Below are 23,882 nucleotides of genomic sequence, written 5' to 3'. Positions count from 1 at the left end.
CCCCAGCACCGCCCGCACCCCCCGCGCCCACCGCGACGCCGTCCCACGATGGTGAGACCGTTCCCGTCGCGCCGGTCGCGGCTGAGAACGCCGCCCCGGCATCCGCGTCCGCAGCTCCCGCGAAGCGCGGTCGCAAGCGCGCTCTGCTGATCGGCGGCGGAGTCGCCGCTGCCCTGATCCTCGCCGGTGGAGGCGTGGCCGTCGGAGCAGCCATCGGAGACGACATCGGCGACGACGACGACCGCCCCTCGGTCTCGGACGGGCCCCGCGACGGCGACGGAGACCGCGGTGGACAGCCCGGCGACGACCGTGACGACGACGACAGCGACAGCGACGATCAGGGCGCACCGCAGGGCGGCGGCCCCGTGACCGGGATCGGCACGGACTCGGCCGACGAGCTCGTGGACATCGCGGATGCCGCCCGCGGAGCCGCCGAGGGCGACGTCACCTCGATCGACGCGAAGCGCGATGGCAGCTGGGAGGTCCAGCTGACCGCCGCGAACGGCAGCGAGACCGAGGTGCGAGTGGATGCCGACCTCGCCGCCACCGTGATCTCGACCGAGCAGGAGGACGACGACTCGGCTCCGACCCACACCCTCGACGAGGCCGCGATCCGTGCCCTCGTGGATGCCGCATTGGCCGAGGCCGACGGGATGATCACCGACCTCGACGCCGACAACGACGAGGTCAGCCCCTACGACGCGTCGGTGATCACCAGCGACCGCCGCTCGATCGACATCGACTTCAGCGCCGACTACGCGGTCGTCGGCACCGACATCGACGACTGATCGCCCTCGTCGTTCTTCGAGCCGCCGGCCCTCTGGGGTCGGCGGCTCGACGCGGTTTCAGCCAGACGTCCCGGCAGCGGAACCCGGCTCCCGCAGGCGATTCCCCCGCGTAGCGTCATGATCCGTCACTCATCGGGTCTCTCTCAGTGAGTTCGGTCGCCATCGCGCGCCGACGATGCGGACACCGGGGGGATCCATGCCAGTCACGGCGCACACCTACTTCTACACACCCGCTCGAGCGGACTCCGTCGTGCAGGCACTGCAGCACCTCGTGACCGACCTGAAGCACGTCGAGCGGCGATACTTCGACAGCCGTTCGGTCGCGTTCAGCACCCGCGGGTCGCTGTTCGAGGCACCGGCCGACGTGACGATCGTGACGACTCCCCTGACGACCGGCGGATCGGATGTGAGGATCGCGCTGCAGACGACGACCCGGCGGACGGCGAGCCGCCGGTCGCTGACCACCAGGGCCGCCGACCGCCTCAGCGCGCGGATTCAGAAGGCGCTGGGCTGACCGCGAGCCAGACGTATCCTCTCGCGGCGCTCGCTCGGAGCTGAGCACCGCCGGATACCATCGGAGTCATGACGAATTCCGGTCCGATCGACGATGTCTCCATCGGCGGAGAGATGATCCGCCTCGGCCAGTTCCTGAAGTACTCGGGACTGCTCGACTCGGGCGGTGACGCCAAGGAGGTCGTGATCGACGGATTCGTGAAGGTCAACGGCGAGGTCGATCGACGGCGCGGACGCCAGCTGCATGACGGCGATCTGGTCACCTTCGAGTGCCGTACCGTTCGCGTACGCCCCTGATCACGCGGGCCGCTTCCGGTCACACCCGCGTCGTGTAGCGGAGGAACATCACGCCGCTGTCGAAGCGCCGATCCTCGGCGAGCTCCAGGTCGACGTGCACCCCGTCGGGGAAGAACGGCTTGCCACCACCGACGATCGCCGGTCCGATGAAGAGACCGAACTCGTCGACCAGTCCCGCGCGGATCGCCTCGGCGGCGAGAGTGGGGCCGTCGACGGAGAAGTCGCTGTCGGACTCAGCCTTCCACCGCGCGATCACCTCCGGATCGAACGTGCGCTCGAGCCGCGTGCGCTCGCTCGACACCTCTGCGAGGGTCTTCGAGAAGACGACCTTCTGCGCGGCCTGCCACACCCGCGCGTAGTCGATGCCGACCTGCGGCTGATCGGGTTCGAGATGAGCGGTCTCCCAATAGACCATGGTCTCGTACATGCGCCGCCCGTAGAGGTAGGTGCCGACGTCTGCGAACTGCTTGTTGATGAAGTCGTGCAGGTCGTCGTCGAGCGCCCAGGCGAACCCGCCGTCCGGCCCACTGACGTATCCGTCGAGCGACGTGATCATGGAGTAGATGAGTCGGGCCATGCGGCGAGGCTACTCCCGGCGTCCGCACGGGTCGACCCCTTCTCGGCGTCCTCTCTAGCGACCCTCGGCGTGAGACGCAAGGTGCTGGCCGACATTCCGACGTCGGCGCACGCTGGAGACATACCCCCAGACCAGCGACCGAGAGGAACCCCCATGTCTCGCGACCAGTACACCTTCACCAACCCGGCCGAGCTCTACTCCGACATCGAACCCGAGAAGCAGCACATGCCGGAGCCCGGCCTCGATGCCGACCTCGGTCCGAAGGCCGACCTCGGTGAGGAGAGCTACCGCGGCACCGGCCGACTGACCGGACGCAAGGCGCTCATCACCGGCGGCGACTCCGGCATCGGCGCGGCGACTGCGATCGCCTTCGCACGCGAGGGCGCGGACGTCGCGCTCTCGTACCTGCCCGAAGAGGAAGAGGATGCGGCGCGCATCGCCGGCATCCTCCGCGACGCCGGCGCGACCGTGGCGCAGATCCCCGGTGATCTCCGTGACCCCGAGTACTGCCGCACGCTCGTCTCGGAGGCGGTCGGTGCGCTCGGCGGCCTCGACATCCTCGTCAACAACGGCGGCAAGCAGATCTACAAGGAGTCGCTGACCGACATCACCGACGAGCAGTTCGACGACACCTTCAAGACCAACGTCTACGCGATGTTCTGGATCACGAAGGCCGCGCTGCCGCACCTCCCGGCAGGCTCGACCATCATCAACACCACGTCGATCCAGGCCTACTCGCCGTCGGGAATCCTCGTCGACTACGCATCGACCAAAGCCACGATCAACGCGTTCACGAAGGGCCTCGCCGAGCAGCTCGCGCCGAAGGGCATCCGTGTGAACGCCGTGGCACCGGGACCGATCTGGACGCCGCTGCAGCCGAGCGACGGACAGCCGCAGGAGAAGCTCCCGGAGTTCGGGGAGGACACCCCGCTCGGCCGCATGGGCCAGCCCGCAGAACTCGCCCCCGCCTACGTCTTCCTCGCCTCCGCGGAGTCGAGCTACGTCGCCGGCGAGACGCTCAACGTCAACGGCGGCATGCCCACGCCGTGAGTCGCTGACCGCGGACGCCCCCTCCCGAGCTCACGTCGGAGGGGGCGTTCGCGTGTGCGGCGGGGCCGGGGCGATGTCGGTGGAACCAGGCAGTATGTCGGTATGGCAGACGGATACGACCTCGACTTCCTTCCGACGCGAGTGCCCCTGCCCGGGCCGGCCCGCGATGCGACGGAGCTGACCTACCCCCACTTCAGCGTGCTGCTCGACCGCGAGCGCCGCCTGGCCGCCGTGACGGGCGTGAACATCGACGGGGCGCTGCTGCGCGAGCTGCCCCGCACCGGGGACTGGCAGCTCGACCCCCGAGTCGATGCAGCACTGCAGACCGGACCCGAGGTGTATGCGCGCAACGACCTCGATCGCGGCCACCTCGTGCGCCGACGCGACCCCGGCTGGGGTGATGTCGACGACGCTCGGGCGGCGACCGAGGCGACGTTCTTCTATCCGAACGCCGCCCCGCAGGCCGCCGGTTTCAATCAGTCCGCAGAGCTCTGGCTCGGTCTGGAAGACCACGTGCTCGAGTATGCCGAGACGACGGATCAGCGGATCTCGGTGTTCACGGCCCCTGTGCTGGGAGACGACGATCCGCCGTACCGCGGCATCCGCATCCCTCTTCTCTTCTGGAAGATCGCGGCGTGGCAGGGCCCCGACGGTCTGTCAGCGGCCGGGTTCGTGCTCGATCAGTCAGAGCTCGTCCAGTCACCGGACGGTCTCTTCGCGGTTCCGCCGCTCGGCGCCTTCCGCACCTTCCAGGTTCCGATCACCGAGATCGTCCGGGTGACGGGGCTGGCTGTCGGCCCGCTGCTCGATGCCGATGTGCTCGACCGGCGCAGCGCCCGATCGACCGAGTGGCGGGCGCTCGCCTCGGCATCCGACATCTCGCTCTAGCCGTCGCGGCGTCGATTCCAGTGAATGAGCTTGTCAGGGTTGCAGACGACCCAGATGCGCGACAGCAGCCCTGATCTGCTCTCGACCGACACCGCCGCGACGACTGCGCCGTCTCGTTCCAGCACGAGTCCGGGGGCGCCGTTGATCGACGCGATCGAGACCATGGGGCCGGTCGCCACCAGTGCCGCCAGCTCCGCTGATGCCGTGTGGGGCCCGTCGACGGCGGTCGACGACTGCGGCATGCGACCTCCGCTGTCGATGATCATCACCACGTCAGGGTGCAGCATCGACCGGATGCCGGCGCGGTCGCCCGCGGCGAGCGCCAGCCGGAGTTCTTCCACAGCGATCGGTTCGGAGGCATCCCGAGGTCGCCGGCCCAGACGAGCCGGATGCCGCCCGCGAGTCATGTCGCGACCGCGGTGATGTGTCCGAGCTTCTGGGGACTCATCACCCAGAGCAGCTGCTCGATCCCTTCGTCGGACGCCGTGACGGTGACCATCGTGGTGACTTCACCGTTCTCGATGAGCGTCGCGGCGGGCTGACCGTTGACCTCCACCCACCCGATCGACTTGCCCGTCCAGAAGTGGTGCGCGAACGCAGCCACGAACTGCGCCACGCGGCCACGACCGATCACCGGGATCCGCGCCGCCAGCTTCACCCCGTTGCCGTCGGTGTAGCTGACCACGTCGGCGGCGAAGAGCTTCTCGAGCTCCCGAGCATCGCCCTTCCGCGCGGCGGCGAGGAAGGCCTCGAGCAGGTGACGTTGATGCGAGGGCTCGACGGTGATCTGCTTCGCCGAGGCCAGGTGCGCGCGAGCCCGGCTCACCAGCTGTCGAGCGCTCACCGCACTCGACGAGATGATCTCGGCGATGCGGGGATACGGATAGTCGAACGCCTCGCGGAGGATGTATGCCGCACGCTCGGTCGGGGTGAGCTTCTCGAGCGTCAGCAGGATCGCGAACTGCAGCGCCTCGGCGCGCTCGGCGCCGAGCGAGGGATCGTCGTCGGTGTTGACCGGTTCAGGCAGCCACGGCCCGATGTAGGTCTCCCGCTTCACGCGAGCCGACTGGAGAACGTTGATCGACAGACGCGTCGTGATGGTCGTGAGGAAAGCGGCGGGTTCCTGCACCTGGGTCCGGTCGGTGTTCTGCCAGCGGATCCAGGTCTCCTGCACGATGTCCTCGGCGTCGGCCACGGTGCCCAGCATCCGGTAGGCGATGCCGAACAGTCGGCGGCGCTGGGCGGCGAACACCGAGACTGCGGTGCCGAGGTCTCGGATCGACCCGCTGTGCTCGTCACGTGTCGCGGTCACGTCTTCACTCTGCACCAGAGGTCGCCGCATGCGCACTCCCCTTTCCGCGCCGTCGGCGCTCCCACTCACAGCTCTGACCGGAGGGCGACGCGATCTGTGACGAATCCTGGCGATTCCGTCACAGCCGGGTCCGCCGGCCGGTCAACCAGGTACATGCGGGCTCGTCCGCATCACTCGATCGGAGGAGCGGCATGAGGATCACAGTCATCGGCGGCACGGGGTTGATCGGCACCCGCGTCACGCGCATCCTGAAGGGCGCGGGACACGACGTCGTCGTCGCGTCCCGCGCCACGGGGGTGAACTCATTCACCGGCGAGGGGCTCGACGACGCTCTCGCCGGCGCATCCGCGGTGGTCGATGTGTCGAACTCGTCGTACACCGACGAGGCCGGTGCGCAGGAGTTCTTCTCCACCTCGACGATGAACCTGCTCGCCTACGGCGAAGCCGCGGGCGTCTCCCATCACGTCGCCCTGTCGGTCGTGGGCACCGACCGCCTCGCACGCGCGCAGGGCGGATACTTCATCGCCAAGCATCAGCAGGAACGCCTCATCGCGGCATCCGGTCGCCCGTACACCCTCGTGCATGCGACGCAGTTCTTCGAGTTCATCCGCAGCATCACCGACCACGCCCTGCGCGAGGGAGCCGCACACATCGCCGATGTGCTCGTGCAGCCGATGGCGGCCGACGACGTCGCGAACGCGGTCGCAACGGCAGCGCTCGGAGAACCCCGTGTCGGGATGATCGAGTTCGGCGGCCCCGAGGTGTTCAGCCTGACGGAACTCGCGGCACTCGACCTGCGGGCGAGACAGGACGATCGGGAGGTCGTCCCGGATCCGCTCGGAACGTACTTCGGCGCGCATCTCGCCGCCCGCGACCTGCTGCCGGAGATGACCGCGACGATCGCTCCGACGAGGTATCACGACTGGAGGGTGAAGACGCCCGCCAGCATCTGAGAACCCGAGGCGTCACATCTTCGGGCACTCAGCGGTCATACCTGGCAGACGCCACCCGGGCGTCGTCACCGAAGAAAGGTTTGGACATGGCAGAGATCGTCGTCATCGGAGGCACCGGCCTCATCGGCTCGAAGGTCGTCGCGAAGCTGACGGAGCACGGCCACGACGCCGTCGCCGCATCGCCGAACACCGGCGTGAACTCGCTCACCGGCGAGGGCCTCGCGGAGGTTCTCGTCGGAGCCCACACCGTGGTCGACGTGTCGAACTCCCCCTCGTTCGCCCCCGACGATGTGCTGGAGTTCTTCACCACGTCGACTCGCAACCTGCTCGCCGCTGAGGCCGCGGCCGGTGTCACCCACCACGTCGCTCTCACGATCGTCGGCACGAACCGCCCGCAGAACATCCCCTACTTCGCGGCGAAGGTCGCGCAGGAGACGCTGATTCGTGACTCCGGGATCCGATACTCCCTCGTGCACGCCACGCAGTTCTTCGAGTTCGTGGGAAGCATCGCCGACATCTCGACCGACGGCGACACAGTGACGCTGCCCGGGGCGCTGATCCAGCCGATCGCCGCCGAGGATGTCGCCACGGCAGTGGCCCGTGCTGCGGCCGGTGAGCCGACCGGCGACATCGAGATCGCAGGCCCGGAGGCCTTCGGCATGGACGAGTTCGCGCGCCGCGCCCTGGCCTTCCGTGGCGATCCTCGCACGGTCGTGCGTGATGACGCTGCGCCGTACTACGGTGCGCAGATCGAGGAGCGCACCCTCATCCCGGTCGACGGGGCGCACATCTTCGAGACGACTCTCGAAGAGTGGCTGCCGCTGAACCCGCCTCGCGAGTAGCGGCGGCATACCGGTCGACAATAGGTCTTGCGCGGCGCGTCGGCCGGTGTCACGCTTGCGTCACAGCTCTGTCGCGCTGTAACGCGACAGCTGGGGTGCCGCTCATCGGCGGCATCGGATGGGGCGCCCTTTCTGCTACCTCCCCCGTGGTGGGGGCGTCCCGTCCTCCCCCGACCTGGCGAGCGAGCGCGACTCAGTTGAAGTCGCCGCCCGGTGCCATGTCGTGGAAGCGCGAGTAGTGGCCCTGGAAGGCCACGGTGATCGTCGCGGTCGGGCCGTTACGGTGCTTGGCGACGATCAGGTCGGCCTCGCCCGGACGCACGTCCTTGTCGTAGACCGAGTCGCGATGCAGCAGGATCACCATGTCGGCGTCCTGCTCGATCGAGCCGGACTCACGCAGGTCGCTGATCGCGGGCTTCTTGTCGGTGCGCTGTTCGGGACCACGGTTCAGTTGCGACAGAGCGATGACCGGAACCTGCAGCTCCTTGGCGATGAGCTTGAGGCTTCGCGAGAACTCCGAGACCTCCTGCTGACGCGACTCGACGCGCTTTCCTGACGTCATCAGCTGCAGGTAGTCGATGATGACCATCCGCAGACCCTCACGCTGCTTGAGTCGACGGCACTTCGCCCGGATCTCGACCAGCGTCATGTTCGGGCTGTCGTCGATGTAGAGCGGAGCGTCGTTGATGCGTCCGCGGGTCGCGGCGACCGTGGTCCAGTCCCGCGGGTCGAGGTTTCCCTTTCGCATGTTCTGCAGAGGGATCTGCCCCTCGGCACTGAGCAGACGCATGGCGATCTCGCTCTTGCCCATCTCGAGCGAGAAGAAGACCGAGGGGAGGTTGTGGCCGATGGAGGCAGCGCGGGCGAAGTCGAGCGCGAGCGTCGACTTACCCATGGCGGGACGAGCGGCGACGACGATCATCTGCCCGCCGTGCAGGCCGTTGGTGAGCTCGTCGAGCTCCTTGAAGCCGGTCGGGACACCCGTCATCGACCCGTCGCGACCGCTGGCGGCCTCGATCTCCTCGAGCGCGGCGTCGACCGCGATCTGCAGCGGCACGTAGTCCTCTGCGGTCTCGGAGCCGGTGATCGAGTAGATCTCAGCCTGGGCGTTGTTGACGAGGTCGGTCGCGTCGCCCTGTCCGTCGTAGCCGAGCTGCACGATACGCGTTCCCGCATCGACCAGACGACGCAGGATCGCCCGCTCCGACACGATGCCCGCGTAGTAGCCGGCGTTGGCGGCGGTGGGGACGATCGAGGTGAGCGTGTGCAGATAGTCGGCACCGCCGGCCCGGCTCAGCTCTCCCGTCTTGATGAGCTCGTCCGTGACGGCGACGACGTCGGTCGGCTCGCCGTGCGAGTAGAGCGACAGGATCGCCTCGAAGATCAGCTCGTGCTTGGGGATGTAGAAGTCGGCACCCTTGAGCGTCTCGATGACGTCGGCGACAGCATCCTTCGAGAGGAGCATTCCACCCAGGGCGCTCTGTTCGGCGAGAGTGTCGTGGGGAGGCGTTCGCTCCTGTGGACGCTTGCCTCCGAGGCGCTCCTCTGAGATGTCGGCGATCGACACGCTGCTCCCTTCGATGCGACGGTTCTTCCGGTGTGCTCGGTGCCGACTGCGTCGGTCACGCGATGCGAATCAGCTCGAGAAGGGCCGTCCGCACAGCAAACCAGGCACTTCCGACATCGGGTCGCTGGACCACGCTACGAGCGGGGGTTTTCGGTCGCAACACGGCCTGTGGATAACTATGTGGAAAGCGTGCGAACAAGTCCGGAGAGTCTGTGCAGAACGCATGTGGATAAGTCGGTGGAGTACCTCGAAACAGAAGTTTCTTTTTGCATCTGATCGGGTGTTTGTAGTTTCCCCACCCTGTGGATGAGATCGTGGTTCAACCGGGCATTGAAGGTTCATCGAATCCGGGATGGGATGTGTAGAACCTGGGGAAAGTCAAGCCGAGATTCCACCGGGCGCGTCACAGTGCGCAACCCTCCGAAATGTGCGCGATATGTCATCGTTTCCGAGCGGAACCCTCTAGACACGGCGATATACCGGGAGTATCGTCACCCGCTATCGACGTACTGTGCGTCGAGGACGAACGATCGCTCTCGGGGGAGGGAAGTCGACGTGAACGCTCAGGCAACCCGCCGCGGCCTACCTGCCGTCGCTCTCTGGGGTGGCGTGGGCGCGATCGCGTGGGCCACGATCACGATCCTCACGGGCGGTTCGTCCGCGAGCGCGGACGATGGATCGAACGACTCGCTGCTCGACGGCGTCTCCTCGATCGTGAGCGAGACCGTCTCATCGGTCGAAGACACCGTGACGTCGGTGACCTCCCCGATCGTCGCGCCGGTCGAGCCCGTCGTGACCGAGGTCGTCCAGCCTGTGGTCACCCAGGTCGTCCAGCCGGTCGTGACCGAGGTCGTCGAGCCCGTCGTCACTCACGTCGTCGAACCCGTGCAGCAGGTGGCACCTCCGGTCGTCGAGCACGTCGCCGAGACGATCGCTCAGGTGCCCGTCGTCGGCCCTGCAGCGTCGCCGATCATCGACGCCGCCACCGACACCACCGGGGCCGTCATCACTCCCGTGACCGATCTGTTGGACGGATCCCCGGTCGCCGAGATCGTGGCCCCGGTGCAGGATCTGATCACCGAGCTGCCGATCGTCGGAGAACTGGTCGACGATCTCGGAGTGACGCCGGTGATCGACGATGTCGTCGGCGTCATCGACGCGACCACCCCGACTGTCGGCACGGTGGTCGAGAACACTCTCCCGCCGGTGCTCGAGGCCATCACCCCCTCACGCCCCGGATCCTCCGGATCGGACCCCGACCCCGGTCCGATCGGAACAGCGCCGCTCGGAACGGTTTCCCCCCTGGCCGATGAGCCGACACGCGGTCACTTCTCCACGTCCGCGGTGCGCCAGCCGGTGATTCCGTCGGCCGGGTCCGACCTCCCGCCTACGGTGTCCGTCGCGGCATCCGAGGTGAACGAGCCGGCAGCCGACGTCGAGGAGTCCCCCTCTGCACCGCCCGCCGGAGCCCCCTCCGCGCCTACTTCCTCCGCCGGTTCGAGCGGAGCATCCTCATTCACCCCCGCGCGCCTCAGCGATGCGGGAGTTTCTGCGTTCCGCACTGTGGAGCGCACTTCCGGTGCATCCGACGACGTCCTTCCGACGTCTCTGGTCGCCGACACCGACGTCTCTCCTGACTAACGGGTTGTCCGGTCGTTCCTCGTGAACGACAGATGCCGTGCTGCGCGCGCACATGCTCTTCGCGTGCACCCATCCAGACCACCCACTTCCAGTCAGGAGAAGGTCATCATGCGTACATACATCAAGCGGGCCCTGTGGGGCACGCTTCTCGCCGGCGGGATCACCCTGCTCGGCGCAACAGCCGCCAACGCGGCAGACACCTCAGGAGAAGACGGGCTGCTCTCGGGCACCCAAGCGGATGCGCCGATCTCGGTGCCCGTGACGGTCGTCGGCAACGCGGTCTCACTGCTCGGAGACACCTCCGCCCAGCAGACCTCGGCGCCCGCTTCGTCTCCCGCTCCCGCTCCCGCACCGGCCGCCACCACGAGTGGAGATTCCGGCACCGCATCGGGCACTCAGGCCGTCGTGGACGTCGTCGTGCCTGTCACGGTGACCGACAACGCGATCACCGTGCTCGGAGACTCGTCGAGCGACACGGCGGCTGCTCCGGCTGAGGCTCCCCAGGCCCCCGCTCCGGCTCCCGCTCCCGCTCCCGCTCCCGCGATCACGACGAACGGCGCCGACGGCGTCCTCTCGGGTACCCAGGCCCTGCTGGACGTCGACGTTCCGGTCACCGTCTCAGGCAATGCCATCACCGTGCTCGGGGACAGCGAGGCAACGGGCCAGGATGCTGCAGCACCGGCATCCTCGGACGGCGGCGGCGCGGGATCGACTGAGCCGACCACTTCGGGCGACGACGGGGTCGCAAGCGGCACCCAGGTCGTCGCGCCCGTCACCGCACCGATCGACGTCACCGGTAACGCCATCTCCATCCTCGGAGACAGCGAATCCACCGGCGGCACCAGCACCGGCACCCCGTCCGGAGGCAGCAGCACCGGAGCGGAGACGTCCGGAGACGACGGAATCGCAAGCGGCACCCAGGTCATCGCACCCGTCACCGCACCGATCGACGTCACCGGCAACGCCATCTCCATCCTCGGAGACAGCGAATCCACCGGCGGCACCAGCACCGGCACCCCGTCCCGAGGCAGCAGCACCGGAGCGGAGACGTCCGGAGACGACGGAATCCTCGGCGGCACCCAGGTCACCGCACCCATCACCGCACCGATCGACGTCACCGGCAACGCCATCTCCATCCTCGGAGACAGCGAATCCACCGGCGGCACCAGCACCGGCACCGCAGGAAGCCCAACCACCGGCAGCACCACCACCGGAGACGACGGAATCCTCGGCGGCACCCAGGTCACCGCACCCATCACCGCACCGATCACGATCGGCGGCAACGCCATCTCCGTGGTCGGCGAGAGCACGGTGACGCCGCCGACGACGGACCCGGGCACTGATCCCGGAACGGACCCGGGCACCGACCCCGGCACGAACCCCGGCACCGACCCCGGCACGAACCCCGGCACCGACCCCGGCACGAACCCCGGCACCGACCCGGGAACGGACCCGGGCACCGAACCCGGAACGAACCCCGGAACTGATCCCGGAACCACCCCCGGAATCGGCATGAATCCCGGAACGGTGACAGCCGTCGGCACGGGCGCCACAGCAGCCGCTGCCGCGAGCGGCACAGCTGCGACGGCATCCGAGCCCATCGAGGGACTGGCCGCCACAGGTGGTTCGTCCTCGATCGCCTTCGTGTCGCTCGCCGCTCTCCTGCTCCTCCTCGGAGCGGGGATGCTGCGCCGCCGCCGTGTGACGGCGTAGACGCAGACCCCGGCGGTGTCGACGTCCTCGGGGGAGGAGATGCGACACCGTCGGTGTGCGGGTCCCGCGACGCCCCGCGCAGGTTCCCCAGACCTGCCCGCGTCGGCGATGCCGCACAGTTCACGGATGCCCCGCGTCCCCAGCGCGGGGCATCCGTCGTGCCCCGCCACTCCCCCGAGCGAGTGCGCTCCGACAGCCCCGCACACGCAGAACGCCCCCTGTCACGAAGGACAGGGGGCGTTCAAGAGCGTCGCGCCTTACTTGGCGGCGACGACCTGCAGCGTGATGACTGCGGTCACGTCGTCGTGCAGACGAACCGTGGCCTCGTGCTCACCGGTCGTCTTGATCGCCGACGGGATGTGCACCTTGCGCTTGTCGATCGAGCCGAGACCCGCGGCTGCGACAGCATCCGCGATGTGATCGGTCTTGACCGAACCGAAGAGACGACCCTCGTTGCCGGCCTTGACGGCCAGGCGCACCTTGGTGTTCTCGAGGGAGTTCTTCAGGGCCACGGCCTCGTCGCGGTCGTGGATCGCGCGAGCCTGACGAGCAGCCTGGATCGAAGCGACCTGCTTTTCGCCACCGCGGGTCCACGCCGTAGCGAAGCCCTGGGGGATGAGGTAGTTGCGGGCGAACCCGTTCTTGACCTCGACCACGTCACCGGCGCTACCAAGCCCGGCGACCTCGTTCGTGAGAATCAGCTTTGCCATCTCGTTACCCCTTACCGGCCGGCGCCAGCGTAGGGCAGGAGTGCCATTTCGCGCGCGTTCTTGATCGCGGTGGCGATCAGACGCTGCTCCTGCACCGAAACACCGGTGATACGACGGGCACGGATCTTGCCGCGCTCCGAGACGAACTTACGGAGGGTGGAGACATCCTTGTAATCGATGACTCCGACCCGGATCGACTTCGCGGGAGCGGTGGGCTTGCCACCCTTCCGCGGCTTGCGGCGGTCGCCGCTCGACTTTCCAGCCATTGTTTTTCCTTAATTATGAGTCGGATGCCGAAGCATCCGGAGATCCTGTTTCAGAAGGGGGTGTCGTCACCGAAGCTGCCCGGAGTGCTCCAGGCATCTGCGCTGGTCGACGAGCCGGGCGTAGACCACGGCTCTTCCGACACCTGCTGCTGCTGTGCGGGACGGGACTGTCCGCCACCGCCGCCGCCACCGGTCGACGCCGCACGGGTGACCTGCGCCGTCGCGTACCGAAGCGAGGGGCCGATCTCGTCGACCTCCAGCTCGATCGCGGTGCGCTGGTTGCCCTCGCGGTCCTGGTAGGAGCGCTGACGCAGACGGCCCTGCGCCATGACGCGCATGCCCTTGGTCAGCGAACCCGCCACGTGCTCGGCGAACTCGCGCCAGACCGACGCGCGGAGGAACAGCGCTTCGCCGTCCTTCCACTCGTTGGCGGCGCGGTCGAAGTTCCGAGGCGTCGAAGCGATGGTGAAGTTCGCCACCGGCAGTCCGTTCTGCGTGTAGCGCAGCTCGGGGTCGGCCGTGAGGTTGCCCACCACGGTGATGACTGTTTCGCCGGCCATCGGACTCAGGCCTTCGCAGCCTTGGCGGCCTTGCGGGCAGCCTTCTCTTCAGAGCGCTTGGCCTCCGAAGCGACCATCGCCTGAGCTTCCTCAGAGCGAAGGACCTTCGTGCGCATGATCTGCTCGTTCAGCTTCAGCTGACGGTCGAGCTCCTGCGTGGCCTCGCTGGTGGCGGTGAAGTTGACGACGGCGTAGATGCCCTCGTTCTTCTTCTGGATCTCGTAAGCCAGACGGCGCTTGCCCCAGATGTCGACCTTGTCAATCGAGCCACCATCGTTGGTGATGACCTTCAGGAACTTGTCGAGCGTAGGGGCGACCTGGCGCTCGTCGATCTCGGGGGTCAGAATGACCATGAGTTCGTACTGGTGCGTCACTTACCCACCTCCTTCGGACTAGAACGGCTTCCGGGACTTTCCCGGAAGCAGGAGGGTGTGTGCACGTCATCCGCCGAGCCACCCGAGTGGGTGCCTGATGGCAGACAACCTTGACAGTGTAGCGGAGAAACCTTCGGAGTGCCCCCACGCGCATCACCTCGCACTTGGCATGCTGGAATGCGTGCGTGCTGACTCTCAGTGCGCACACGACCGAAGGGGGAACGCCATGCGCGTCAACAAGTGGGGGGTCGGCATCGTCCTGGCCGCCACCGTACTGCTCACCGGGTGCACCGCGGGTGCCGAAGAGCCCGCCGATTCGGAGCCGACGTCGGCCGCCGAGGAGACGCCTGCGACCGACGGTGCCGCATCCGATTCCGACTGCCCCGAGTTGTCGGAGGGTGCGACGGTCGACGGAGCCGAGCTCGGCGCCTGCATCACCGAGGCGATGACCGACACCGCCGGCTATGCCGCCAAGACGTCGATCCTGGGCATGGACACCACCGCCCGGTTCAACCCCGAGACGGATGCCGTCGAGACGATCACGCCCATGGGCTCGCTCATCCTGATCGGCGACGACGCATGGGTGAAGACGCCGACGACCGAGTGGCAGGTCGCCGACCCGAACTCGAGTGACCCGATCGTCGCTGCTCTCAGCAGCGGTGCCGCCACGGCCGCGGGCACCGACCCGGCCACCGCCGCCGGCGCCCTCACCGGCGAGTTCACCGTCACCGGGACCGGCACGCGCCTGGGTCAGGACGTGTACCTCGTGAGCGGCACGTCCGAGGCGCAGGGCGTCGCCGTCGACGTCGTCTTCGAGGTCACCGAGGACTACGTCGTGCTGGCCACGAGCGGCAGCACCGAGGCCGCAGGCCAGATGATCGAGACCTCTCTCGAGATCACCGAGTGGGACGTCGAGCAGGACATCGTCGCCCCGCTCTGAACCACGAGCGGATGCTGCGGGCCGGGGCTGACGCCTCGGCCCGCAGTGCGTTCCGGGTCGACTCCGGGCCGGCGATGGGGTCGGCGATTCGGAGGAGATCTGCGATCGGGAGGAGCATCCGGCTCGGAGCATCCTCCCGTCCGCGGATCTCCTCCCGAACGACCGAACCGACAGCGCGGCTCAGTCGAGGACGGGGGCGATCTCCGACCAGACGGTCCGCTCGTTCGTCGAGGGGGCGACCGGGATGCGGCCCGCACCGTCGGGCTCGGGGATCGCAGCGAGCAGGGCCTGGGTGTACGGATGCTGCGGTGCAGACCACACACGGTCGGTGGCCCCGGCTTCGAGCACCCGCCCGGCGAACATCACGAAGGTGCGGTCCGCGATGCGGCGGACCACGGCGAGGTCGTGCGAGATGAACAGCATCCCCGCGCCGGATTCCGCGACGAGGTCTCGCATGAGCCCCGCGACGCTGGTCTGGGTCGATGCGTCCAGGGCCGAGATCGGCTCGTCGGCGACGAGCAGCGACGGCCGCGCGGCGAGCGCTCGTGCGATCGCGAGTCGCTGCTTCTGCCCACCCGAGAACTGGTGCGGGAACCGCGTCGCCACTTCGGTCGGCAGGCCGACGCGGTCGAGCCACTCGGCGACCGTCGACCCTTCGGCACCCCGAGCCCGAGCCGTGGCGATGCCGTCGGCGATCTGATCGCCCACGCGGCGACGAGGGTTCAGCGAGGTCGACGGATCCTGGAACACCATCTGGATGCCGGTGAGCGCCAGGTCGCGTCGACGGATGCCGAGCGGCTTCACAGGAGCGTCACGGAAGCGCACCTCTCCCCCGGCGAGCTTCTCGATGCCGACGACCGCGCGGGCGAGGCTCGACTTGCCGCTGCCGGATTCGCCCACGAGCGCGACGGTCTCTCCGGGGGCGACGGTCAGCGAGACGCCGTCGACGGCGACCACCGGAGGACTCCCGGGGTAGCGCACGACGACGCCCTGCGCGTCGAGGACGGCGACTTCACTCATCTCGGGCCTCCTCTTCGGCATCCTGCACGGCGGACTCCGGCAGCACCGGATCGAGCAGCGCGGGATCCGCGTCGGCGGTCGCGATCTTCGACCCCGGCAGCGCCGCGAGCAGCGTGCGAGTGTATTCGTGCTGCGGGTCGCGGAACAGCGTCTCGCGGTCGGCCCGCTCGACGATCTGCCCGTTCTTCATCACGGCGACCTCGTCGGCGATCGCGCTCATGACGCCCAGGTCGTGGGTGACGAGCAGCACAGCGAGGTTGCGCTCGGTCGCGAGGTCGCGCAGCAGCCGCAGGATGCCGGCCTGCACCGTGACGTCGAGTGCGGTGGTCGGCTCATCGGCCAGCAGCACCTCGGGGTCGCACGCGAGGGCGCACGCGATCGCGATGCGCTGGCGCTGTCCGCCGGAGAACTGGTGCGGATAGCGCTTCAGCGCAGCATCCGGGTTCGGCACCTGCACGGTCTCGAGCAGTTCGATGGCCCGAGCCTTCGCCGCCTCGCCTCGCAGTCCGAGGTGCACGCGCATGTGATCCGTGAGCTGGCGGCCGATCGGCAGCTGCGGGTGCAGCGACGCCGAGGGGTCCTGGAAGATCATCGCGATGCGCCTGCCGCGGATGCGGTTGAGCGCCCGCCGGCGCATGCCCACCAGCTCCTCCCCCGCGAGCGTGATCGATCCGCCCGTGCGTGCCTGCCGGGGCAGGAGTCCGAGGACGGCCAACGAGGTGAGCGTCTTGCCGGATCCTGACTCGCCGGCGAGACCGTGGATGCGTCCGGCCTCGAGGTCGAGAGAGATGCCGTGCACGAGAGGACGACCGATGTCGATCGTCAGGTCGCGGATGCTCAGAGCACTCGTGGGGGCCGAAGCGCTCATGCTGCCGCTCCCTTCGCGGAGGCCACATGCTCGGCTTGCTTCTCGTGGGTGACCTCGGCCGTCGGGTCGAGGATGTCGCGCATCGCATCACCCAGGAAGTTGAATGCCAGCACCACCGTGAGGATCGCGAGTCCCGGGAAGACTCCGAGCCACCACGCGTCGAAGTTCTGCATGGCCGCCGAGATCATGGAGCCCCATTCGGCGGTCGGCGGCTGCGCGCCGAGACCGAGGAACGAGAGTCCGGACAGCAGCAGGATCGCGGCGCCGATGTCGAGCGTCGCGAGCACCAGCACGGGGCCGGCGATGTTCGGGAGGATGTCGATGAACAGCGTCCGCAGCGGCGAGTGGCCGAGCAGGCGGCCTGCGATCACGTAGTTCTGGCCGCGGAGGCCCAGCACGATGCTGCGGGTGACTCGCGAGTACTGCGGCCACGAGACGACGATCGCCGCGATCACCGCGTTGAACAGCGACGGGCCGAGGGATGCCGCCACCACCATCGCGAGGATGACGGTCGGGAACGCCATGAACAGGTCGGTGATGCGCATCAGCGTCTCGTCGACCCAGCCGCCGAAGTACCCGGCGACGGCGCCGACCACGGTGCCGATGATCATCGCGGCGATCACGAGCATGAGCGCGAGCGGCAGGCTCACCGTCGCACCCGTCATCAGACGCGAGAAGATGTCGCGGCCGTTGCCGTCGGTGCCGAGCAGAGTGTCGATGCCCGGCGCCTGCAGTCGTGGCAGCACCTGAGCGTTGGGGCCGTACGGCACCCACCACTGCGCGGTGAAGGCGACGATGATCCAGGCGCCCGCGATCACGGTGCCGATCACGCCGAGGGGCGTGCGCCAGGCGCGCGGCCAGCGGAAGCGGAACCGCCAGGGGCCGGATGCCGAGTCGATGCGGCTCATGCGATCCTCACTCTCGGGTCGAGGACGCCGTAGAGCAGGTCGACGACGAAGTTGATGAGGAGGTAGATGAACCCGACGACCAGGCCGACTCCCATGATGCCGGGCAGGTCGAGGTTGGCCGCCGAGTTGTAGGCGTAGGTGCCCAGGCCGGGCCATGCGAACACCGACTCGACGAGCACGGTGCCCGAGAGCAGGGATCCGAAGGCGACGCCGACGACCGTGAGGATCGGGAGGGATGCCCCGCGCAGGACGTAGTCGAGGATCACGCGCATCGCCGGAAGGCCCTTGGCCCGGGCAGCACGCACGTAGTCGCTGCCCAGCACCTCGAGCACGGAGGTGCGGATGAAGCGGGTGAGCAGGCCGATCGTCACGAGCGACAGCACCATCACCGGCAGCGCCAGGTGGGCGAGCGCGTCGGCGAATCCGACGCCGTCTCCGTTGAGGAGGTAGTCGACCGTGTAGAGCCCGGTGATGCGGGGCGGCGGCGTGATCGACGGCGAGATGCGACCCGAGCCGGGGGCGATGCGCAGCTCGAGGAAGAACACGTAGAAGCTGACCAGCGCGAGCCAGAACGTCGGCACGCTCAGACCGATCAGCGTCACGATGCGGATCACCTGATCGGTGACGAGTCCGCGCCGGTAGGCGGCGAGGGTGCCGAGCACGACGCTGACCGCGAGGCTGAGGATGATGGCACCGATCGCGATCTCGATCGTCGCCGGCACCGCGGTGGCCAGGTCGCTGGTGACCGGTCGCCCGGTCACCAGCGATGTGCCGAGGTCTCCGCGAAGGAGATTCCCCATGTAGATGAAGTACTGCACGAACAGCGGCTGATCGAGGCCCTGAGCCTTGATGAACGCCTCGCGCGTCTCGGGATTCTGCGATGCTCCCTCACCCAGTGCCGCCGACACGGGATCGCCGGGCACGAGGTTCGTCAGTGCGAAGGTCACGATCGTGACCCCCACGAGAAGGAGCAGCGAAGTGCCGATTCGGCGAAGCAGGTATCCGACGAGCGGCGACCTGCGACGCTGTGCTTGCCGTCGCACGGCCACCGTCGTCATGAGTCAGCTCCGATCAGCCGGCAGGCGTGATCTCGGCGATGTCCATCTCCCACACCGAGTTGTACACGGCGCCGGTGACGGCATCCGCCGTGGCGATGTTGCGACCGGGGACGATCAGCGGAACGAAGGGACCTTCGGTCTGCATCGCCTCGGCGAACGAGGTGAAGGCCTCGCTGCGCTGGGCCTCATCGGTAGCGGCGGCAGCACCGGCTGCGATGCCTGCGATCTCGGGGTTCGCCTCAGCCGCCCAGCCGGCACGTAGGCCGACCTTCAGACCGGGAGCGAACGGAAGGAAGTTCGCCGAGTCGGCGTAGTCGGGGCCCCAGAACCACAGGCCGAAGCCCTCGGTGCCGTTGACGTACGCGTCGAGCTCGGTGGCGAACGGGGCAGGCGCGAGTTCGACGGCGATGCCGGCATCCTCGAGCTGAGCCTGGACGCGCTCGGCGAGCGGGGTGAACTCCACACCGCCGACCGGGTAGTCGTTCGGGAACTGCAGCTTCAGGGTCTGACCCGTGTAGCCGGCCTCGGCCAGAGCAGCCTTCGACTTGTCGAGGTCCTGCTCCACACCGCTGTCGAGGGCGCCCTCGAATCCGGGCGGGATCACTCCGGTCGCCTGCACGGCGCCGGCACCCGCGAGCTCGAGCAGCGCGTCGTAGTCGAGCGCGTAGCGGATCGCCTCGGCGATCTTGACGTTCGCGAGCTCGCCCGCGACGGCCTCGGACTGGTTGAGCAGCAGGAAGATCGTCTGGCCCGACGGCACCGACTCGACGTTCAGTCCGTCGCCGAGGCCTGAGACCTGGTCGCCGTTGAGGTCCATCGCGACCATCGAGTCGCCGCCCTTGAGGTTCGCGAGCTGCGTCGCGCTCTCCGAGACGTTGCGCACGACGACACGGGCGTATTCAGACTCTTCGTCGCCGTTGTACTCGTCGCTCTTGGTCAGCACGACCTGCGACGAGAGGTCGAGGGTGTCGAGCACGAACGGTCCAGAGCCGGCGGAGGTTCCGTCGAGGAACTCCTGTGCGCTGTCGGTGCCGTCGGTGGTTCCGCCGTTCTCGATCACGACGTCGGAGTTGACGATGCCGAGCGCCGGGTTCGCGAGGATCGCGGGCAGCTGCAGCAGCGGCGTCTCGGAGGTGATCGAGATCGTCTTCTCGTCGACCTCGGTGATGGTCAGACCGCCCAGGAGGAAGTTCGGCTTGGCATCGGTCATGCCCTGGATGCGCTGCAGGGTGAAGACGACGTCCTTCGCCTCGATCGGCGAGCCGTCGGAGAAGACGCGGTCCCCCTCGAGCGTGAACGTGAACTCGGTCGCCTCGTCGTTCTGCTCCCACGATGCGAGGCCGGGGACGGGGGTCGAGACGTCGGAGCCCTCGAAGTCGACGAGCGTCTCGTAGAGCGCCTTGGCGATCATGTTGCCGGTCGGGTCGTAGGTGTGACCCGGGTCGGCGGTCTCGATCGAGAACGCGGTGTCGATGACGAGCGAGTCGGAACCGGAGGATTCTCCGCCGTTGTTCGCCGAGTTGCCACCGGAGCAACCAGCGAGGGCGAAGAGAGCGACGGCTCCGATCGCGATGACGGACGTGCTGCGACGTGACGACATATGGGCCTCCAGGGGCGAGGAGTTTCATCGGGTTCGGTCGACGCCGGGTGGACGACCGGTGATCAGATTCGCATTGTATGGGACTATGTGTCCAGCAAGAATGCAGACGTCATCACAGTCTGTCCAAGACCCCGCCCGTGAGGAGCATTGTGTCCACCAAGAGCGACGAAGCCACGAGGCAATCTGGACGAAGTGCCGCCCCACTGGACGACATCGGATACAGAATCCTCGAGACGCTGCGTGATAACGGTCGCATCTCGATCGCCGCACTGGCCGAGACCGTCGGGATCTCGCGGGCCAACGCCTACACCCGCGTCGAGACGCTGATGCAGGACGGAGTGATCACGGGCTTCAGCGCCCGCGTCGACCAGTCGAAGGCCGGGCTGTCGATCGGTGCGCTGGTCTTCGTCACCGTGCACCCGCAGGCCTGGGCGTCGTTCCGCGAGAGCGTGCTCGAGATGCCCGATGTCGAGTGGTGCGCCATCACCACCGGCGAGCACGACGCCATGCTGCTGATCCGTGCGGTCGACGTGAGCGGCGTGCACGAGTTCACGACGGGTGTCATCGCGCAGCTGCCCGAGGTGCGCACGGTCGTCAGCGTGGTCGTGCTCGACGAGGTCATCCGCCGGTCGTTCCTGCTGCCGAGCGACCTGCCCGAGCGCGACCTGGCCACGCCGCTGGGCATGACGCGGTGGACGCCGGCGACGCCGGGCCGCGACATGCTCCCGCCACGCTGACCCGCGGCGGAACGAGCCGTCAGGCGGCTGCGGGCTCTTCGCAGACGCTGAGCTGCGGCAGTCCGTGCATCTCGTAGTGCTCGACGAGGCGGATGCGACCGTCATCCGTGAGCTCGAGCCGGCTCTCCCCGTCTCCGGTCACGACGGTGCCGTCGGAGACGAGCACGTGCACGAACGAGACCCAGATGGTGTCGCCGGTGCGGGTGCCGACGAAGCGCCCGAAGGTGACGGTGTCACCGGAGTAGTCGCCCCAGATCGCCCCGTCCTTCTCCCAGTACACGAACTCGCTGGGCGATTCGGGATCCACGGCCGAGGTGGTCGACGAGACCATCAGGAACCGGCGGCCGTCGAGGGAGGGGATGGTTGCAGTCGTGCTCACCCTCCGATTATGGAGGGGGTGGCGGCGACTCTCATCTCGCCTCGTGAACCGTCTGGGTCGGCCGCCGGACGGGCGCGCGGAGCGAGACGAATTCCGCAGAGAGGCTCCCCGGCGCGCCCTTTCGTCTGACCACACGATCGGGGTCGAGGTGCCGCATCGCCGTCGAGACCTCGGGAGTCGGGAAGGCCCCCGGGTACCGTGGGTCGCATGCACTGGATGCCTGACACCTCTGCCGGAGACTGGCTGCGCGAGCGTCTCGACGACCCCTGGAACTCGACGATGCACGCCGTGGTGCCGCACGGCTTCCCCGCGTATGCGCGCATCCTGCACCCTGCGATCGTGCGATCGCTCCCCGACCGACCGGTGCCGACCTACGACGACTACGACCGGATGCCGGGGGCCGAGCGACAGTCGCTCCTCGATCGGTTCATCGATGAACCGGCGACATGGGCGCAGACGGCCGCCGCCTTCGGCACGACGCTGCATCCTCTCGCTCAATGGCAGCGGATCGTGCGCACTCCGCCGGAGACCGACTGGAACGCGCGGATCTCCCCCGACGGGCGCGAGTTCACCGCGCCGATGGACGGCGCCGTATCGTCCGAGATGCTCGCGACCGTCGTGGGTCATCTCGTCTCGCACACCGCGACGCCGGATGCCGGATTCGCCGCGCTCTGGGAGGGCACGGGCGGGTTGCTGGGTCACCTCGGACACGGCCCCTCGCGCACCTTCCTCACGTTCGACGACGACCCGAACCACCGGGCGATGCTCGACCGCAGCATCCGCGATCCGCTCAACAACGCGTTCCGCAAGCCGACGTGGCAGGAGGGCATCCTGTCGCGCGAGGTCTCGGAGGGTCCTCGGCTGCAGCTGCGGGACCGCGATCACGTGCTGTTCCGTGGTGCGCCGAGCACGTTCGCGCGTCGGGACTGGGTGCTCGACGTGCCGTGGCGGGATCGCGAGTCCGAGGAGCACGGGTTCGCGCCGGCCGCGCAGAGCCCCAGCATCCTGTGGCCCGACGATCACGCCTGGGTGCTCGTCACCGAGGTCGACTACGACTCGACGATCATCGCGGGGTCCGCCGAGCTGATCGCCGAGCTCATCGCCGACGACCTCCTCGAGGTCTTCGCCATCCCCGAGAACGCCGAACTCACGTGGGACTCCGACGAGGTGAACCGATGACGGCACCGCAGCCGGCCGCATCGTTCGACGCCCGCCCGCTCACCGATCCCGTCGACGCCCGGGCCGTCAGCACCTTCAACGCCGAGCTGCGCTCGCGGGGCAAGATGGGCGGCTCGGCCACGACGATCGTCGCCTTCGTGATCTTCGGCATCGTGTTCCTCACCGCCATGACGGTCGTCGGCGCGACGATGGTCTCGCTGCTCACCGATGCAGGGTCGTCGTCGTTCGCCGGCATCGGGATCCTCGTCGCCGCAGTCGTCGGGATCACGATCGCCACCGTCGGCTGGCGCCGATCCCGCATCGCGCGGTACCGCCTCGACGCATTCGCCCGGGCGAACGGGATGACGTACGAGGCCAGGGTCGCCGACCCTGCCCTTCCGGGCATGCTGTTCGGCCTCGGACGCTCCCGAGAAGCCACCGATCTCGTGCGAGGCGCGAAGCCTCGCTTCGTCGAGTTCGGCAACTACCGATACACGACCGGGTCGGGGAAGAACTCGACCACCCACCGCTGGGGCTACGTCGCCGTCAAGCTCGATGTGCCCCTGCCGAACATCGTGCTCGACGCCAAGGGCAACAACGGCTTCGGGTCGAATCTGCCCGCGTCGTTCCAGCGCGAGCAGCGCCTCTCGCTGGAGGGCGACTTCGATCAGTACTTCACGCTGTACTGCCCCGAGGGGTACGAGCGTGACGCGCTGTATCTGTTCACGCCCGACATCATGGCCAGGTTCATCGACAATGCCGCCGAGCTCGATGTCGAGATCGTCGACGACTGGATGTTCCTCTATACACAGCGCAAGGCGTCGACCCTCGACCCTGCGACCTGGGCGTGGCTGTTCGGAGCCGTCGGCGCCTTGATGACGAAGCTCGATCAGTGGGAGCGCTGGCGCGATGAGCGTCTGCGGCTCGAGAGTGCGGCTCCGGCATCTCCGTCGCCCGCCCTCGCACCGGTGGGCGCGTCCGCGAGCCTGCCCTTCGCTCCGCCGGCCGGTCTTCTCGCTCCCCCGCCAGGAGTCGCGCGTGAGGGACGCCGGCTGAAGCGCAGCTTCCAGTGGGTGCCGATCGTGTTCCTCGTCGGTTTCGCACTGATCTGGTTCTGGTTCAGGTCGTTCTGAGGGAACCCCCGAGGGTGGGTTGTGGGGGTG

The 23,882-nt window shown here is 68.1% G+C and carries 27 protein-coding genes; 13 read left to right on the top strand and 14 right to left on the bottom strand.

The genetic code is table 11. From position 1 onward, the window contains the following. The 3 genes from LQZ85_RS17660 to LQZ85_RS17650 form a co-directional block, all read left to right on the top strand. A partial coding sequence (locus tag LQZ85_RS17660) for a hypothetical protein (RefSeq protein WP_230101280.1) occupies positions 1 to 788 on the top strand: 788 nt, incomplete at its 5' end. A 196-nt stretch (positions 789 to 984) separates the two neighbouring features. After that, positions 985 to 1,302, top strand: coding sequence for a hypothetical protein (locus LQZ85_RS17655; protein ID WP_230101279.1), 318 nt, complete (start codon positions 985 to 987; stop codon positions 1,300 to 1,302). A 68-nt stretch (positions 1,303 to 1,370) separates the two neighbouring features. Next, the gene (locus LQZ85_RS17650; protein ID WP_230101278.1) at positions 1,371 to 1,598 is read left to right on the top strand and encodes an RNA-binding S4 domain-containing protein; all 228 of its coding nucleotides are present in this window, start codon (positions 1,371 to 1,373) and stop codon (positions 1,596 to 1,598) included. Between the two features lie 19 nt (positions 1,599 to 1,617). On the opposite strand, the gene LQZ85_RS17645 is transcribed toward LQZ85_RS17650, so the two are convergent. Further along, positions 1,618 to 2,175 (bottom strand): dihydrofolate reductase family protein, encoded by a 558-nt coding sequence (locus tag LQZ85_RS17645; protein WP_230101277.1) that lies wholly within the window; start codon positions 2,173 to 2,175, stop codon positions 1,618 to 1,620. Between the two features lie 153 nt (positions 2,176 to 2,328). Here LQZ85_RS17645 and LQZ85_RS17640 point away from each other — a divergent pair, with 153 nt between their 5' ends. Continuing rightward, entirely contained in the window at positions 2,329 to 3,225 is an 897-nt protein-coding gene (locus tag LQZ85_RS17640; RefSeq protein WP_053098197.1) for an SDR family oxidoreductase, read from the top strand. 102 nt (positions 3,226 to 3,327) lie between these two features. After that, entirely contained in the window at positions 3,328 to 4,113 is a 786-nt protein-coding gene (locus tag LQZ85_RS17635; protein WP_230101276.1) for a DNA/RNA non-specific endonuclease, read from the top strand. Here LQZ85_RS17635 and LQZ85_RS17630 read toward each other — a convergent pair. Together LQZ85_RS17630 and LQZ85_RS17625 are read right to left on the bottom strand one after the other, a co-directional pair. Continuing rightward, positions 4,110 to 4,454: a hypothetical protein gene (locus LQZ85_RS17630; protein ID WP_230101275.1), complete on the bottom strand. Its 345-nt coding sequence runs from the start codon at positions 4,452 to 4,454 to the stop codon at positions 4,110 to 4,112. The two genes, LQZ85_RS17635 and LQZ85_RS17630, sit on opposite strands and share 4 nt — an antisense overlap. Positions 4,455 to 4,516: 62 nt before the next feature. Further along, on the bottom strand, positions 4,517 to 5,425 hold the full coding sequence (locus LQZ85_RS17625; protein WP_230101274.1) for an RNA polymerase sigma-70 factor: 909 nt from the start codon (positions 5,423 to 5,425) through the stop codon (positions 4,517 to 4,519). Positions 5,426 to 5,616: 191 nt separating this feature from the next. Here LQZ85_RS17625 and LQZ85_RS17620 point away from each other — a divergent pair, with 191 nt between their 5' ends. Together LQZ85_RS17620 and LQZ85_RS17615 are read left to right on the top strand one after the other, a co-directional pair. After that, positions 5,617 to 6,378, top strand: coding sequence for an NAD(P)H-binding protein (locus LQZ85_RS17620; RefSeq protein ID WP_230101273.1), 762 nt, complete (start codon positions 5,617 to 5,619; stop codon positions 6,376 to 6,378). A gap of 86 nt (positions 6,379 to 6,464) precedes the next feature. Next, positions 6,465 to 7,220 carry an SDR family oxidoreductase gene (locus tag LQZ85_RS17615; protein WP_053098200.1) on the top strand — a complete coding sequence of 252 codons (756 nt, stop codon included), beginning with the start codon at positions 6,465 to 6,467 and terminating at the stop codon, positions 7,218 to 7,220. Between the two features lie 193 nt (positions 7,221 to 7,413). On the opposite strand, the gene dnaB is transcribed toward LQZ85_RS17615, so the two are convergent. After that, the gene (gene dnaB / locus LQZ85_RS17610) at positions 7,414 to 8,787 is read right to left on the bottom strand and encodes a replicative DNA helicase (protein WP_053098201.1); all 1,374 of its coding nucleotides are present in this window, start codon (positions 8,785 to 8,787) and stop codon (positions 7,414 to 7,416) included. A 555-nt stretch (positions 8,788 to 9,342) separates the two neighbouring features. Here dnaB and LQZ85_RS17605 point away from each other — a divergent pair. Both LQZ85_RS17605 and LQZ85_RS17600 read left to right on the top strand, forming a co-directional pair. Continuing rightward, positions 9,343 to 10,428, top strand: a complete 1,086-nt coding sequence (locus tag LQZ85_RS17605) for a hypothetical protein (protein WP_230101272.1) — start codon at positions 9,343 to 9,345, stop codon at positions 10,426 to 10,428. Between the two features lie 108 nt (positions 10,429 to 10,536). Further along, positions 10,537 to 12,141, top strand: a complete 1,605-nt coding sequence (locus LQZ85_RS17600; protein WP_230101271.1) for a chaplin family protein — start codon at positions 10,537 to 10,539, stop codon at positions 12,139 to 12,141. Between the two features lie 257 nt (positions 12,142 to 12,398). Here the strand turns inward: LQZ85_RS17600 and rplI are convergent, their stop codons facing one another. The 4 genes from rplI to rpsF are packed head-to-tail and all read right to left on the bottom strand — an operon-like array spanning position 12,399 to position 14,051. Next, a complete protein-coding gene (rplI, locus tag LQZ85_RS17595; protein ID WP_053098203.1) occupies positions 12,399 to 12,851 on the bottom strand; it encodes a 50S ribosomal protein L9 in 453 nt (150 codons plus the stop codon). Positions 12,852 to 12,862: 11 nt separating this feature from the next. Beyond that, positions 12,863 to 13,117: a 30S ribosomal protein S18 gene (rpsR, locus tag LQZ85_RS17590; RefSeq protein ID WP_042541518.1), complete on the bottom strand. Its 255-nt coding sequence runs from the start codon at positions 13,115 to 13,117 to the stop codon at positions 12,863 to 12,865. A gap of 50 nt (positions 13,118 to 13,167) precedes the next feature. Beyond that, on the bottom strand, positions 13,168 to 13,677 hold the full coding sequence (locus tag LQZ85_RS17585) for a single-stranded DNA-binding protein (RefSeq protein ID WP_053098204.1): 510 nt from the start codon (positions 13,675 to 13,677) through the stop codon (positions 13,168 to 13,170). A gap of 5 nt (positions 13,678 to 13,682) precedes the next feature. Then, positions 13,683 to 14,051 carry a 30S ribosomal protein S6 gene (gene rpsF, locus LQZ85_RS17580; protein ID WP_029264265.1) on the bottom strand — a complete coding sequence of 123 codons (369 nt, stop codon included), beginning with the start codon at positions 14,049 to 14,051 and terminating at the stop codon, positions 13,683 to 13,685. Between the two features lie 226 nt (positions 14,052 to 14,277). Between rpsF and LQZ85_RS17575 the strand changes: the two genes are divergently transcribed. Continuing rightward, a complete protein-coding gene (locus LQZ85_RS17575) occupies positions 14,278 to 14,991 on the top strand; it encodes a hypothetical protein (protein ID WP_230101270.1) in 714 nt (237 codons plus the stop codon). 180 nt (positions 14,992 to 15,171) lie between these two features. On the opposite strand, the gene LQZ85_RS17570 is transcribed toward LQZ85_RS17575, so the two are convergent. The 5 genes from LQZ85_RS17570 to LQZ85_RS17550 are packed head-to-tail and all read right to left on the bottom strand — an operon-like array spanning position 15,172 to position 20,445. Then, complete coding sequence (locus LQZ85_RS17570) at positions 15,172 to 16,011, bottom strand: ATP-binding cassette domain-containing protein (RefSeq protein WP_053098206.1); 840 nt, start codon at positions 16,009 to 16,011, stop codon at positions 15,172 to 15,174. Then, positions 16,004 to 16,879: an ABC transporter ATP-binding protein gene (locus LQZ85_RS17565; RefSeq protein WP_083569412.1), complete on the bottom strand. Its 876-nt coding sequence runs from the start codon at positions 16,877 to 16,879 to the stop codon at positions 16,004 to 16,006. The genes LQZ85_RS17570 and LQZ85_RS17565 overlap by 8 nt, the downstream gene beginning before the upstream one ends. Beyond that, a complete protein-coding gene (locus LQZ85_RS17560) occupies positions 16,876 to 17,787 on the bottom strand; it encodes an ABC transporter permease (RefSeq protein WP_053098207.1) in 912 nt (303 codons plus the stop codon). Before LQZ85_RS17560 ends, LQZ85_RS17565 begins: the two co-directional genes overlap by 4 nt. Next, positions 17,784 to 18,845, bottom strand: coding sequence for an ABC transporter permease (locus LQZ85_RS17555; protein ID WP_053098208.1), 1,062 nt, complete (start codon positions 18,843 to 18,845; stop codon positions 17,784 to 17,786). The genes LQZ85_RS17560 and LQZ85_RS17555 overlap by 4 nt, the downstream gene beginning before the upstream one ends. A gap of 13 nt (positions 18,846 to 18,858) precedes the next feature. Further along, complete coding sequence (locus tag LQZ85_RS17550) at positions 18,859 to 20,445, bottom strand: ABC transporter substrate-binding protein (RefSeq protein ID WP_056275560.1); 1,587 nt, start codon at positions 20,443 to 20,445, stop codon at positions 18,859 to 18,861. A 149-nt stretch (positions 20,446 to 20,594) separates the two neighbouring features. On the opposite strand from LQZ85_RS17550, the gene LQZ85_RS17545 reads away from it, so the two are divergent. Then, complete coding sequence (locus LQZ85_RS17545) at positions 20,595 to 21,182, top strand: Lrp/AsnC family transcriptional regulator (RefSeq protein WP_230101269.1); 588 nt, start codon at positions 20,595 to 20,597, stop codon at positions 21,180 to 21,182. Between the two features lie 19 nt (positions 21,183 to 21,201). On the opposite strand, the gene LQZ85_RS17540 is transcribed toward LQZ85_RS17545, so the two are convergent. Then, a complete protein-coding gene (locus tag LQZ85_RS17540) occupies positions 21,202 to 21,561 on the bottom strand; it encodes a hypothetical protein (RefSeq protein WP_230101268.1) in 360 nt (119 codons plus the stop codon). 216 nt (positions 21,562 to 21,777) lie between these two features. Between LQZ85_RS17540 and LQZ85_RS17535 the strand changes: the two genes are divergently transcribed. Next, a complete protein-coding gene (locus LQZ85_RS17535) occupies positions 21,778 to 22,740 on the top strand; it encodes a hypothetical protein (protein WP_230101267.1) in 963 nt (320 codons plus the stop codon). Continuing rightward, positions 22,737 to 23,852: a DUF3137 domain-containing protein gene (locus tag LQZ85_RS17530; RefSeq protein ID WP_230101266.1), complete on the top strand. Its 1,116-nt coding sequence runs from the start codon at positions 22,737 to 22,739 to the stop codon at positions 23,850 to 23,852. The genes LQZ85_RS17535 and LQZ85_RS17530 overlap by 4 nt, the downstream gene beginning before the upstream one ends. Positions 23,853 to 23,882 lie beyond the last annotated feature (30 nt).

Origin of the sequence: Microbacterium sp. Bi98 (genome assembly GCF_918698045.1) — a bacterium.
Lineage (GTDB): Bacteria > Actinomycetota > Actinomycetes > Actinomycetales > Microbacteriaceae > Microbacterium.
The sequence above is the reverse complement of the archived record's forward strand: the minus strand, read 5'-3'. Positions and strand labels throughout refer to the sequence as shown.